This window comes from Mesorhizobium sp. M7A.F.Ca.ET.027.03.2.1 (assembly GCF_003999175.1).
GTDB lineage: Bacteria > Pseudomonadota > Alphaproteobacteria > Rhizobiales > Rhizobiaceae > Mesorhizobium.
In genome coordinates this window covers 1-11,974 of record NZ_RZOM01000059.1, presented here as the reverse complement: position 1 = coordinate 11,974, position 11,974 = coordinate 1, and the positions used below count along the sequence as shown (strand labels likewise).

Genomic DNA, 11,974 nt, shown 5'->3' with positions numbered 1-11,974 from the left:
GGAAAGTGCCGCCCTGGGCGAGACCGAAATAGGCCTGCGCTGTGCGTCGTTTCACGTCATCGGGCAGCGGCACAATGTCGGTCAACAGGCCGTAACGCATCTCGCGTAAATTGCCGACACGGCGCGGAATACGGGCAAAGAACGGGATCAGCGCCGACTTCCAGCTGCCCGGCAGGATATAGGCCATGTCGTAGCGGCCGCGTAGCAGCCGGCCGAAGCGGCGGCGATGGGTGAATTCGAGCGCACCGGGTTTGAGCGGAAAGTCGATCTGCTGGCGGATTTCGGGCATGCGCTTGACCAGCGGCGCGGCCCAGGCCGGCGCCAGCACATCGATGGGGGCGTTGGGATGCAACTCCTTCAGCGCCGAAAACAGGCACTGTGCCATCACCATGTCGCCCACCCAGCGTGGGCCGATCACGAGGATCGTTGGGCTTTCAGCCATTCGACATAGTCTCTGACACCGGTTTCCACTGTCCGGAATTGGCCGTTATAACCGGCCGCGCGCAAACGGGACATATCAGCTTGCGTAAAGCTCTGGTAGCTGCCCTTGAGATGGTCGGGAAAGGGGATGAATTCAATCTCGCCTTTACCCAACGTGTCGATCACCGTTTCGGCTATGGCGCGGAAGGGCTGGGCACGGCCGGTGCCGCAATTGAAGATGCCGCTTGAGCCCTGTTTCCACAGCCACAGATTGACGTCGGCAACGTCGCCGACGTGGATGAAGTCACGGCTTTGTTCGCCGGGTCCGAACCCGTCATAGGCGCCGAACAGTTTCGGGTTCTGGCCTTGCTCGACCTGGTTGAACAGATGGAAGGCGACGGAGGCCATGGCGCCCTTATGCGCCTCGCGCGGGCCATAGACGTTGAAGTAGCGCAAGCCCACGATCTGTGAATGGTCGGTATCGAAGGCGGTGCGCCCGGCGAACACGGTTCGCCTGACGTAATCGTCGAACAGCTTCTTGGAATAGGCGTATACGTTGAGCGGCCGCTCGAGCGCGGGATCCTCGCGAAACTCCGAGCCGCCGCCATAGACGGAAGCCGAGGAGGCATAAAGGAAAGGCACGCGCAGCGCCTGGCTTGCATGCAGCAGCCGTTTCGAGAAGGCGTAATTCACCTCCATCATAAATTTGCCGTTCCACTCGGTGGTGGTCGAGCAGGCGCCCTGGTGGAACACCGCCTCGATGCGGCCGAGCGAGCCGGCCTCCATGCGGTCCAGGAAATCGTTCTTGTCGAGATAGTCGGCGATCTTGAGATCGGCAAGATTGGCGATCTTGTGACCGTCGGTAAGGTCGTCGACGACGAGGATGTCGTCATGCCCTTCGGCATTCAGCGCGGCGACGATGTTGGAGCCGATCATGCCGGCGCCGCCCGTGACGATGATCATGAAGGGCCTCTGGTTGCTTGCGATTCCGGTCCTTATAGGGGAGGCTAGGCGGGCTGTCGACAAAGCCAGGTGCATGCGCCTGTCCTGCCACTTTATGCGCTTGTCTGTTCTGTCTGTTTTGTCTATTATGGACAAAACAGGGTATCCCATGAAAAACTATCCATCGACCGATCTGAAACAGAATCTTGGAGATGTGCTTGCAGCTGCCAGCCAGCAGCCGGTCTCCATCACTCGCCACAACAAGCCGAGATACGTCCTGATGAGCATCGAGGCCTACGAAGCGCGCTTCGGCAACGACAGCCGCCGCGTCTACGCTGCGGAGGATGCCCCGACCGAACATGTCGAGATGCTCGAGGAGTACGCCGCGGAATTGGACCGTGATTAAACCCGCCGCTGCGGACGTCTGGCGATATCCATATCTTTGGCATCGCCAACACGGAGACGGCGAGACCGAAGGCCGGAAGTCACGGCCTGTGGCCTTTGTGGCTGTCCTTCCTGGGAAAGCCGGCGGTACGAACCTCTTCATCCTTGCAATCACTTCCACGCAGCCGGGCCGTGATCGCGTTGCCGTTAGCATCCCGGAAATTGAACGCCACCGTGCGGGCCTCGACCCTATGCCCCTTTGGGTCATGGTCGATGAGTACAATCATGATATCCTGGAAGCGTCGGCCTATTTCGAGCCGGGTGCGCGAATCGGCGCGTTCAGCCCGTCATTTCACAAGAAAATTATGTTCGCTTTTACTGCGGTTGTCCGCACGGGTCAGTCCAAAGCCATCCCGCGCGCGGACTGAATCGACAGAACAGAGTACGATCGTGAGGGACCAAAAATGCCATCGACCGAACTGCTCATCGCGTTTTTCGCCACCACGGCGATTTTCGCCTACATTCCAGGCCCGGCCATGCTCTATGCGGCCGCGCAGACGATGGCGCGCGGCCGCTGGTCCGGCCTGACGGCGGCACTTGGCATTCATCTGGGCGGCTACGTGCATGTTTTCGCCGCGGCTGCCGGGCTGTCGGTGCTGTTTCATGCCGTGCCGACGCTGTACCTGGCGGTCAAGCTGGTCGGCGCACTCTATCTGATCTGGCTTGGCGTCTCGCTGTTTCGCAAGCGCGTGGAGGGCGATGCGGCGCTGCCCGCGATCGAGCGCAAATCGGCACGGCGTGCCTTTTTCGAGAGCATCACCGTCGAGGTGCTCAATCCGAAGACAGCGATCTTCTTCATGGCGTTCCTGCCGCAATTCATCGACGCCTCGGCGGCGTTTCCGGTCTGGCTGCAGTTCGTCGTGCTCGGCACGATCGTCAATCTGATGTTCTCTTCGGCCGATATCGTCTGTGTGTTCCTGGCGGGCGCCGTGATCGGCCGTTTGCGGCGTTCGAGCCGCGCACAGCGGCTGATGCAACGGGCGGGAGGGGCTGTGCTGGTCGGGCTGGGCGTCCATGTCGCCCTGCAGAAGAGCTGACCGCCCGAGCCTGCCGGGATCATGCCCTGCCGTTGCGCTGCGTGAATTTGCGGTATATCGGCTTTCGCCATGAACGATCCGACCAGTCGATTGATGAGCACTTATGAGATTGAAATCGGCCTTTTCCCTGTGTTGCCAGTGACATGATCAAGCACAATCCGCCTTCTCCCGAACCGTTGCACCGCGCCATTGCGCGGTTCGGCCAGGCCACAGTGCTGGTGGTCGGCGACTTCATCCTCGATCGTTTCGTCAACGGCGTCATCGAGCGGATCTCGCCGGAGGCGCCGATACCGGTGCTGCACGGGCGCGGCGAGACCTCGACCATGGGCGGCGCCGGCAATGTCGTGGCCAACATCGTTTCGCTCGGCGCTGCCGCTATTCCCGTCTCGGTCATAGGCACCGATGTGGCAGGCGATAGCCTGGTGCGGATGCTCGGCGAGCTTGGCGCCGATACGGCGGGCCTCGCGCAGGAGCGTGGTCGCATGACCTCGTCCAAAAGCCGCTTCAGCGCGCTCAACCAGCAGGTGCTGCGTTTCGACGAAGAGGAGATCAAGCCGCTCGGCGCTGCGGAGCGAGCCGGCCTGATCCGGCATTTCCGCGCCGCGCTGGCGCACGCCGACATCGTCATCCTGTCCGATTACGGCAAGGGCATCCTGCTCGACGGCGTCGCCGGCGACTTGATCGCCATCTGCCGCGAGGCTGGAAAGCCGGTGCTGGTCGACCCGAAGGGCCGCGATTATGCGCGCTATGCCGGGGCGACCGCCATTACCCCCAACCGCAAGGAACTCGGCGAGGCCGCCGGCCATGCGGTGTTCGCCGATGACGAGATCGTGGCTGCCGCACGCGAGCTGATTTCGGCACATGGTTTCGATTTCGTGGTCGCGACGCGCAGCGAAAAGGGCATGAGCGTGGTCGGCCCCGACGAGGCGCGCCACATCGCCACCCAGGCGCGCGAAGTGTTCGACGTTTCGGGCGCCGGCGACACGGTGATCGCGAGCTTCGCGCTGGCGCTGGCCGTGGGCGCCGATACGGTCATGGCCGCTTCGATCGCCAATGCCGCTGGTGGCGTCGTGGTGGGAAAACGCGGCACCGCGCGGCTGACGGTCGAGGAACTCACCGGCGCGCTGTTCCGTTCGCATGGGCCGACGGCCCACAAGGACGCCATCCTCGACGCCACGTCGGCCGCGCGCATGGTGGCGGCGTGGAAGGAAGAGGGCCTGAGCGTCGGCTTCACCAATGGCTGCTTCGACATCCTGCATGCCGGCCATGTCAGCTTGCTGCACGCGGCGCGCAGCCAATGCGACCGGCTGGTGCTCGGCCTCAACAGCGATGCTTCGGTGCGGCGACTGAAGGGCGCCGGGCGCCCGGTCAACGACCAGCACGACCGCGCCTGCGTGCTGGCAGCACTTGCCTCGGTCGATGCGGTCGTGGTGTTCGAGGAAGATACGCCGCTGGCGCTGATCGAAGCGCTGCTGCCCGACATACTGGTCAAGGGGGCCGATTACACGGTCGACACCGTGGTCGGCGCCGATGTGGTGCAGAAGGCCGGCGGACGCGTCGTGCTGGTCGATCTGGTCGCCGGAAAAAGCACCACCAACACCATTGGCAAATTGCGCGCCGGCGGCACCACAAACTGAGGGTTTCATGTCCGAGTTGAACGATTACCTTGTCCGCTCCGTGGCTGCCATATCAGCCATGGTCGAACGGGACCTGACCGGTGAGATGGAGCGGGCAGCGAGCGCCGTGGTGACTGCGCTTTCGTCGGGGAAAGCTTTGCTCATCGCCGGCAATGGCGGCTCGGCCAGCGACGCCATCCACATTGCCGGCGAACTGGTCGGCCGCTTTCTCAAGGAGCGCAAGGCCTACAATGTCATCGCGCTGCCGGCCAATGCAGCGGTGCTGACCGCCTGGGGCAACGACTATGGATTCGACACGGTGTTTTCGCGCCAGGTCGAGGCGCATGGCGCTGCCGGCGGCGTGCTCCTGGCGATCTCGACCAGCGGCAATTCGCCGAGCATCCTTGCCGCCGCCGAACAGGCGCGGAGGATGGACATGACGGTGATCGGCATGACCGGCGACACCGGCGGCAAGCTGAAGCCTCTGTCCGATATCCTGCTCAACGTGCCGTCGACCTCGACGCCGATCATCCAGCAGGGGCATCTGTGCCTTTACCATCATCTGTGCGAGGTGGTCGAAGCGCGCCTCAGCAATGGCTGATCCCACGACCTCTGGCCGCTTTCCGCTGGCGGAGCCGGGCCTATGGGTCGAGCGGGTCGGCTCAAGGGTGTTCGCCGCCGGCTCGCCGGCGCTGTTCCTCGATCGCGACGGCACCGTAAATGTCGATACCGGCTATCCGGATGATCCTGCCGAAATGGTGCTGCGCGCGGACATAGCCGCGGTGATAGCCGCCGCCAACCGGGCCGGCTTTCCGGTCATCATCGTCACCAACCAGTCGGGCATCGCGCGTGGCTATTTCGGCTGGGGCGATTTCGCCGCCGTCAATGGCCGCGTGCTCGAGCTGCTGCGCGTCGACAATGCGTTCGTCGATATGGTCGTCGCCTGCGCCTATCACGAAGCTGGCTCCGGTGTGCTTGCGGTTGCCGATCATCCGATGCGCAAGCCCAATCCGGGCATGCTGCTGGAGGCGGCCGGGCGCCTCGGGCTCGATCTGCGGCGTTCGCTAGTCGTCGGCGACAAGGAGGCCGACATGGAGGCGGGACAACGCGCCGGCCTCGCGCAGGGCTGGCTGGTAGATGGACAAGCAGCAGTCCGATCGGGCTTCACAATTCGGCCTTGGTGCGAGCGCGCGGATTTCGACGGCCTGCTCGCCGCAATAGCTGCGCTTGGCACCGCCTCGGGCGCGCCGTGACGGCTTACATCCGATCTTTGTCTCGCCAGGCTTCATAAAGCTTGGCCTCTGTCGCGAACGAATACAGCATCACCAGCATCGAATAGACGAACCCGTGCCGGCCGCACAGGAAGTAGCGCTTGGCCAGGTAGAACTTCAGAAAGTTGCCGAGCGGCGACAGCACCAGTCTTATCAGGCCGGGCTTCTTGGCTCGTTCGACCAGCGTGGCAACCTTGAGGCTGGAGTAGGTGTTGGCCCTTGCCAGATCCTCGGCAATAGTCATTTCGCGGCGATGCAGCAGCACGCCATTTTCTATCGTGCCGGTTTCGCCTGGCACCTCGAACGACTCATGGACCCGCAGATTGAGGTCCATCGTGGCCTTGTCGCGGCGGAAAAGACGCAGCAGCCTGTTGTGAAGCACCCAGCGGTGCGCATAGCCATAGCCCTTCAGCTTGTCGCGGCGTCTGATGTACCATCCGTCGAAGGCGTCATTCCCAAGCTGGGTCACATTCATGATTGACTGCCTGAGCACGTCGTCGATGGCCTCGTCGGCTTCAATCGAAAGGCACCATGGTTGCGTGGCCTGATCGAGCGCGAATTGCCGCTGACGAGGAAAGCCCGGCCAATCGTTGTGAAACAGCCTTATCGGGTAGCCTTTGGCGATGTACCCGTTGACGACGTCCAGAGTGCTGTCCGTCGAGCCCGAATCGACGACGATGATCTCGGCGCAGAAATCGACGCTTTCCAGGCACTCGCCGATCATGTCGGCCTCGTTCATGCAGATGACCAGCGCCGAAACCGGGCTAGAAAATCGACTCATCGTCCCACCCCACGGCACACTGTTCTCGGAATTGGGCTGCCCTGCGCCCCTGTTTACGCAATCCCGAAAGCGCTATGCGCTTTACCCGGGAAAACCGTTACATACTTTTTCTGGAATTGCTCTAGGAAACCAACAAGACGGCTGCGGCAGAAATTCCGGCTTCACAGGAGAGCTATCGAACGCCAAAGCGGCGCTGATATGGCGAGGCCTTCAAGCGACATCGGCGAAAGCTCGTTGCGGTTCAACCGGCTCAAGGCTGTGCGAACGAGACCAGCCCTTCGTCCTTGACCCGGCGGATGGTGAGCGCTGTGCGCACCGTGTCGACATTCGGGGTCGAGGTCAGTTCCTCGATGACGAAGCTCTGGAAGGCGCCAAGGTCGCTCGCCACGCAATGCAGCAGGAAATCGGATTCGCCCGACACCATCCAGGCGTCGCGTACGATCGGCCAGCCGCGGGTGCGCTCGGCAAAGATGCGCAGCTCGGCATCGGCCTGATGATGCAGGCCGACCAGGCAGAAGGCAACGACATCGAGGCCGAGCGCTGGTGCATTGAGCAAGGCACGGTAGCCACGGATGATGCCGGCTTCCTCCAGGCGCTTGACGCGGCGCAGGCATGGCGGCGCCGAAATGCCGACGCGGTTCGACAGTTCGACATTGGTCATGCGGCCGTCGCCCTGCAATTCGCGCAGGATCTTCCAGTCGATGGCGTCGAGGTCGGCCTTGAGGGGCATGTGGGCTCTCGATCATGAGGGGTAATACGCAAGAACCTTGCGTGATTTTGTAATTAAACGACTTCGCTGTCCATTCCATCCTTCGCCCGGAATATTTCGCGGGATCAGCGGCCGACAGGTGCGACAAAGCTTTCCGGGGACGAACTCCAACTTGCCTTGCTGGCGTCGTGGGCAACACTTACATTACGCGCGACAATGATCATGCCGCAATTGCCGGCAGCCCTCCGCAGAGGCTTTAGATGACCACCAAGCACGCGCCCGTTCTCATCATCGGTTCCGGCCCGGCCGGCTATACGGCGGCGGTCTATGCCGCCCGCGCCATGCTGAAGCCGATGCTGGTCGCCGGCCTGCAGCAGGGCGGGCAGTTGATGATCACCACCGATGTCGAAAACTATCCCGGCTTCGCCGACCCGATCCAGGGTCCGTGGCTGATGGAGCAGATGCTGAAACAGGCCGAGCATGTCGGCACCGACATCATCAACGACATCATCACCGAGGTCGACCTCAACGTGCGACCGTTCCGCGCCAAGGGCGATTCCGGCACGACCTATACCGCCGACGCGCTGATCATCGCCACCGGCGCGCAAGCGAAATGGCTGGGCATACCAACCGAGCAGGACTTCATGGGTTTTGGAGTCTCGGCCTGCGCCACCTGCGACGGTTTCTTCTACAGGGGCAAGGATGTCGCGGTGGTCGGTGGCGGCAATTCCGCGGTGGAAGAGGCGCTCTATCTGTCCAATCTCGCCAGGAGCGTGACGGTCATCCACAGGCGCAGCGATTTTCGCGCTGAACGTATTCTGCGCGAGCGGCTTCTGAAGAAGGACAATGTCCGCGTCATCTGGGACACGATCGTCGATGAGATCACCGGTCGACCCGGCAAGACGCCGCTGCCGCCCTCGGTCGAGGGGCTGAAGCTCAAGCATGCGGCGACCGGCGAGGTGTCGCACCTCAAGATCGACGGCGTGTTCGTGGCCATCGGCCATGCGCCGGCGGTTGAACTGTTCGCCGGCAAGCTCAAGCAGAAGCCGAACGGCTATCTGTGGACAGCGCCGGATTCGACCCGCACCGATGTGCCGGGCGTGTTCGCGGCCGGCGATGTGACCGACGATATCTACCGCCAGGCGGTGACGGCAGCGGGGCTCGGCTGCATGGCCGCGCTCGAGGCGGAGAAGTATCTGGCCGGCATCGAAGTGCATCGCGAAGCGGCCGAGTAGAGAGTTCAGAGAGCGGCTTAGAAACGCCGTGTAAAAGCCTGATTTTTCATTCAGACGCCAAAACAGAACGAGGGGAATCATGGCGTTGGACTGGGACAAGCTACGCGTGTTTCACGCTGCGGCGGAGGCGGGGTCGTTTACCCATGCGGCCGAGACATTGCATCTGTCGCAATCGGCGATCTCGCGGCAGGTCAGCGCGCTCGAGCATGATGTCGGCGTGCCGCTGTTCAACCGCCACGCCCGCGGGCTGGTGCTGACCGAGCAAGGTGAGATGCTGTTTCGCACGGCGCATGACGTGCTGATGAAGCTGGAGACCATCAAGTCCCGGCTGACCGAGACCAAGGATCGCCCGTCGGGCGTGCTGCGGGTGACAACGACGGTGGGGCTGGGCGCCGGCTGGCTGACCGAGCGGGTGCAGGAATTCATCGAACTCTATCCCGAAATCAGCCTGCAGTTGATCCTCGCCAACGAGGAGCTGGATCTCACCATGCGCCAGGCCGATTGCGCCATCCGGCTGCGCCAGCCGCAGCAGCCGGACCTGATCCAGCGCCGCCTGTTCACCGTGCATTTCCACCTCTACGCGGCCCCATCCTATGTCGCCAAGCACGGCAAGCCGTCTTCCGTCGCCGAGCTGAAGGCCCATCGCATCGTCACCTTCGGCGTGCCGGTGCCGTCGCATCTGTCGGAGCTGAACTGGCTGGAAACGGTCGGTGATTTCGAAGGCGGACAAAGGGTGCCGACGCTGCAGATCAACGACATATTGTCGATCAAGCGGGCGGTGCAGGGCGGTGCCGGCATCGCCATGCTGCCCGACTATGTGATCAGCAAGGACTCCGATCTGGTGCAACTGCTGCCGGAGACCGAGGTGCCGTCTTTCGACACCTATTTCGCCTATCCCGACGCGATGAAGAACCAGGCCAAGCTGCATGTGTTCCGGGACTTCATCATCGCCAAAGCCCGAAGCTGGTCCTTCTGATTTTCGTTTTCACGCCCTGCGGGATTATCCCCGCCAGGGCATCAGCCGAGGCAGCCAGCCGGGCACGTTGCGGCGGTAGGTCTCGTATTCGGCGCCATAACGGCGGCTAAGCGTCGGCTCTTCATAGAGCCTGACGAAGGCGCCCATGGAGACAGCGCTGACGGCGGCATAGGCGACCAGCGCCCAGCTCGAGAACAGCAGCGCCTGGCCGAGGATGATCGACAGCACGGCGACATACATCGGGTTGCGGACATGGCGGTAGATGCCGCCTATCACCAGCCTCTCGGTCGGGGCGACCGGTGCGGGTGTGCCCAGGCCCTCAAGCGCAAAACGGCCGAAGGCATGCAGGAGTGCCGCGCCCGCGGCAACGATCAGAAGCCCGCCAACAGGGGCAAAGCCCGGCAGGCCCGACCAGGGCAAGCCCCAGCGATCAGTCAACAGCCAGGGCACCAGCCCGGCAACCACGCACGGCGCCGCGATGAAGAAGGCCGCACTGCCGGCGATCGCCGAAAACCTCCGCATTGGCTGCTTGCTCCGCGATTGCCTTAGAAATGCACGCCTGCTGCCCGCTTCCACATCATTGCCCAGTTTTGGCATTTCGAGCCGGAAGCCAGCCGAGATTAGCGATTCTGTAGTTGCAATTGCCCGATTCAGCGCTCCATTTCGACGATTTTGCTGGTCCTATTGGCTTCTGGAATGGGTTAGACCACAGCCTGCGTCTTTTTGCATGTGTGTGTTGCAAAATAGATGCTTGTTTCTTGGGCATGATGAGCACATATATAGATCATCTCCTGGGCGCGTTCTCCTCCCATTAGCGCCCTCGAGTGTTCCCCTCTGGAGGTTAGCCTTAACAGGCACTCCAATCAAACTCAGCCGGATCTTCATTGATCCGGCTTTTTTGTTGCCTGTACCCTGCTGGGCCGGCCAAAAATTCCATCACAATTGCCACGTAACGGTGACATGTAACCTCTGGTAACATATCCCGGACGCCCGCGACCTGCTATGTAGATCATAGGACGCGGTGTGGTTCGGACGGGAGATGGGGGCATCACTCGTACGGCCCGGGCTCAGGCGGCTACCGCGTCCGAACCGTTTTTCCGCCGAACTCGGCGGTACCAAATGCGGCGGACCTGACGTTTTACCTCCCAAGGAAACGGTCCGCGAACAAAACGACGTCCGGTCCCCGCCGGACGTCGTTTTCTTTTGTTCCCCCGAATCAGGTTCGAGAGGAACGCCACGCCATCAGGCAGCCTTGCCGTTGGTGTTCATGGCGTCGTCGGCCAGACGGCCGGTGAGTTCGGCCATGTGGTCGAAGACGGCACGATAGCTGGCAACGCCCGCGGTCGCCGAGCGCAACTCGATGATCAGGTCGCCGATCTCGGCTTGCGGCATGGTTGCCTCGACGACATCCCATCCCGGCCAGTCGGGTCGCGCGTCGTAGCCGAGGATCTGGCCGCGCCGCTGCGGGATGAGAGCGATGATCTTCGAGGTGGCGTCGGAGGGGGTGACGATCTCGACCTTCATCACGGGCTCCAGGAGCACCGGCAAGCACGCGGCCATGCCTTCCTTCATCGCCAGCCTGGCCGCCATCTGGAAAGCCATGTCGGAGGAATCGACCGCATGATAGGAGCCGTCCGACAGGTTGACTGCGACATCCACGACCGGAAAGCCCAGCGGCCCGGATTTCAGATAGTCGCGGACCCCGGTCTCGACCGACTGGATGTAGGTCTTGGGCACGACGCCGCCGGTGATGGTGTCGGTGAACTGGAAGCCGGAACCGCGCGGCAGCGGCTTGATCTCGATCACCACGTCGCCGAACTGGCCATGGCCGCCGGACTGTTTCTTGTGACGGCCGCGCTGCTGCGCCGATTTGCGGATCGTCTCGCGATAGGGCACCGCCGGCGGATGACCTTCGACCGGTATCTGGTTCTTGCCTTCCAGCCGCTCGCGCACCACGCGCAGATGCATCTCGCCATGGCCCGACAGCACGGTTTCGGCCGAGTCCTGATTGTGGCGCAGGCTGAGCGAGGGGTCCTCCTCGGCCAGCCGCTGGATGGCAGCCGACATCTTCACTTCGTCCTTGCGCTCCTTGGGGCGGAGCGCGAAGGCGAAGACCGGCTGCGGCGGCTCGAACTGGACGAGCGGCTTGATGCCGCCCTTGGCCGAGCTCAGCGTCTGGCCGGTCTTGACCTCGTCCAGCTTGCCCAGTGCCACCGTGTCGCCGACCTTGGCGATGGAGAGCTTGGACTGGTCCTTGCCGAGCATCCGGTAGATGCCGGAAACCTTGGCCGTGTCGCCGCCGGGCAGCCAGAGTTCGGAACCGTCGACGACCTGACCGGAGAGGATGCGCGACACCGACAGCTTGCCGCCATGCGAGGTGTGGATGGTTTTCATCACCTGGACCAGGGTAGCCGCGCCGTCGGGTGCACCGAGCCGTTTGCGGGTCGCCTCGATGTCGGGTGCGTCGTGGCGGATCGCCTTCAGGAGGCGCAGCACGCCGTTGCCTTTTTCGGCGGTGCCGATCAGCACCGGGATCACCGCAC

Annotated in this window: 14 protein-coding genes; 8 read left to right on the top strand and 6 right to left on the bottom strand. The window is 62.7% G+C overall.

From position 1 onward, the window contains the following. The coding region (gene waaF / locus EN750_RS04775) for a lipopolysaccharide heptosyltransferase II (protein WP_127395771.1) at positions 1–442 on the bottom strand (442 nt) is incomplete at its 3' end. Then, entirely contained in the window at positions 415–1,383 is a 969-nt protein-coding gene (gene rfaD, locus EN750_RS04770; protein WP_127395770.1) for an ADP-glyceromanno-heptose 6-epimerase, read from the bottom strand. The genes rfaD and waaF, both read right to left, overlap by 28 nt. On the opposite strand from rfaD, the gene EN750_RS40450 reads away from it, so the two are divergent. The 6 genes from EN750_RS40450 (at position 1,355) to EN750_RS04740 (ending at position 5,712) form a co-directional block, all read left to right on the top strand. Further along, the gene (locus EN750_RS40450) at positions 1,355–1,768 is read left to right on the top strand and encodes a type II toxin-antitoxin system Phd/YefM family antitoxin (RefSeq protein WP_245482616.1); all 414 of its coding nucleotides are present in this window, start codon (positions 1,355–1,357) and stop codon (positions 1,766–1,768) included. The two genes, rfaD and EN750_RS40450, sit on opposite strands and share 29 nt — an antisense overlap. Positions 1,769–1,856: 88 nt before the next feature. Then, entirely contained in the window at positions 1,857–2,174 is a 318-nt protein-coding gene (locus EN750_RS04760; protein WP_127269902.1) for a hypothetical protein, read from the top strand. Positions 2,175–2,210: 36 nt separating this feature from the next. Continuing rightward, positions 2,211–2,843 (top strand): LysE family translocator, encoded by a 633-nt coding sequence (locus tag EN750_RS04755; protein ID WP_127270423.1) that lies wholly within the window; start codon positions 2,211–2,213, stop codon positions 2,841–2,843. A 143-nt stretch (positions 2,844–2,986) separates the two neighbouring features. Then, positions 2,987–4,480: a D-glycero-beta-D-manno-heptose-7-phosphate kinase gene (gene rfaE1 / locus EN750_RS04750; RefSeq protein ID WP_127395769.1), complete on the top strand. Its 1,494-nt coding sequence runs from the start codon at positions 2,987–2,989 to the stop codon at positions 4,478–4,480. A gap of 7 nt (positions 4,481–4,487) precedes the next feature. Beyond that, positions 4,488–5,060 carry an SIS domain-containing protein gene (locus tag EN750_RS04745; protein WP_127270425.1) on the top strand — a complete coding sequence of 191 codons (573 nt, stop codon included), beginning with the start codon at positions 4,488–4,490 and terminating at the stop codon, positions 5,058–5,060. Beyond that, a complete protein-coding gene (locus tag EN750_RS04740; RefSeq protein ID WP_127395768.1) occupies positions 5,053–5,712 on the top strand; it encodes an HAD family hydrolase in 660 nt (219 codons plus the stop codon). Before EN750_RS04745 ends, EN750_RS04740 begins: the two co-directional genes overlap by 8 nt. A gap of 4 nt (positions 5,713–5,716) precedes the next feature. Here EN750_RS04740 and EN750_RS04735 read toward each other — a convergent pair whose 3' ends face one another. Both EN750_RS04735 and EN750_RS04730 read right to left on the bottom strand, forming a co-directional pair. After that, positions 5,717–6,511: a glycosyltransferase family 2 protein gene (locus EN750_RS04735; protein WP_127395767.1), complete on the bottom strand. Its 795-nt coding sequence runs from the start codon at positions 6,509–6,511 to the stop codon at positions 5,717–5,719. A gap of 250 nt (positions 6,512–6,761) precedes the next feature. Further along, positions 6,762–7,241, bottom strand: a complete 480-nt coding sequence (locus tag EN750_RS04730) for an Lrp/AsnC family transcriptional regulator (RefSeq protein ID WP_013530077.1) — start codon at positions 7,239–7,241, stop codon at positions 6,762–6,764. Between the two features lie 239 nt (positions 7,242–7,480). Here EN750_RS04730 and trxB point away from each other — a divergent pair, with 239 nt between their 5' ends. Together trxB and EN750_RS04720 are read left to right on the top strand one after the other, a co-directional pair. Next, positions 7,481–8,455, top strand: coding sequence for a thioredoxin-disulfide reductase (trxB, locus tag EN750_RS04725; protein WP_127395766.1), 975 nt, complete (start codon positions 7,481–7,483; stop codon positions 8,453–8,455). Positions 8,456–8,534: 79 nt separating this feature from the next. Then, the gene (locus EN750_RS04720) at positions 8,535–9,431 is read left to right on the top strand and encodes a LysR family transcriptional regulator (RefSeq protein WP_023809733.1); all 897 of its coding nucleotides are present in this window, start codon (positions 8,535–8,537) and stop codon (positions 9,429–9,431) included. 24 nt (positions 9,432–9,455) lie between these two features. Here the strand turns inward: EN750_RS04720 and EN750_RS04715 are convergent, their stop codons facing one another. After that, positions 9,456–9,953: an isoprenylcysteine carboxylmethyltransferase family protein gene (locus tag EN750_RS04715; protein ID WP_127395765.1), complete on the bottom strand. Its 498-nt coding sequence runs from the start codon at positions 9,951–9,953 to the stop codon at positions 9,456–9,458. A gap of 720 nt (positions 9,954–10,673) precedes the next feature. Beyond that, a partial coding sequence (locus EN750_RS04710; protein ID WP_127395764.1) for an elongation factor G occupies positions 10,674–11,974 on the bottom strand: 1,301 nt, incomplete at its 5' end.

Excerpts from the sequence above, each read along its gene's own strand:
- EN750_RS04720 (WP_023809733.1), top strand. The coding sequence starts at position 8,535 with ATGGCGTTGGACTGGGACAAGCTACGCGTGTTTCACGCTGCGGCGGAG.
- EN750_RS04735 (WP_127395767.1), bottom strand. The coding sequence starts at position 6,511 with ATGAGTCGATTTTCTAGCCCGGTTTCGGCGCTGGTCATCTGCATGAAC.
- EN750_RS04740 (WP_127395768.1), top strand. The coding sequence starts at position 5,053 with ATGGCTGATCCCACGACCTCTGGCCGCTTTCCGCTGGCGGAGCCGGGC.
- EN750_RS04755 (WP_127270423.1), top strand. The coding sequence starts at position 2,211 with ATGCCATCGACCGAACTGCTCATCGCGTTTTTCGCCACCACGGCGATT.
- EN750_RS04745 (WP_127270425.1), top strand. The coding sequence starts at position 4,488 with ATGTCCGAGTTGAACGATTACCTTGTCCGCTCCGTGGCTGCCATATCA.
- EN750_RS40450 (WP_245482616.1), top strand. The coding sequence starts at position 1,355 with ATGCCGGCGCCGCCCGTGACGATGATCATGAAGGGCCTCTGGTTGCTT.
- trxB (WP_127395766.1), top strand. The coding sequence starts at position 7,481 with ATGACCACCAAGCACGCGCCCGTTCTCATCATCGGTTCCGGCCCGGCC.
- EN750_RS04715 (WP_127395765.1), bottom strand. The coding sequence starts at position 9,953 with ATGCGGAGGTTTTCGGCGATCGCCGGCAGTGCGGCCTTCTTCATCGCG.
- rfaE1 (WP_127395769.1), top strand. The coding sequence starts at position 2,987 with ATGATCAAGCACAATCCGCCTTCTCCCGAACCGTTGCACCGCGCCATT.
- rfaD (WP_127395770.1), bottom strand. The coding sequence starts at position 1,383 with ATGATCATCGTCACGGGCGGCGCCGGCATGATCGGCTCCAACATCGTC.
- EN750_RS04730 (WP_013530077.1), bottom strand. The coding sequence starts at position 7,241 with ATGCCCCTCAAGGCCGACCTCGACGCCATCGACTGGAAGATCCTGCGC.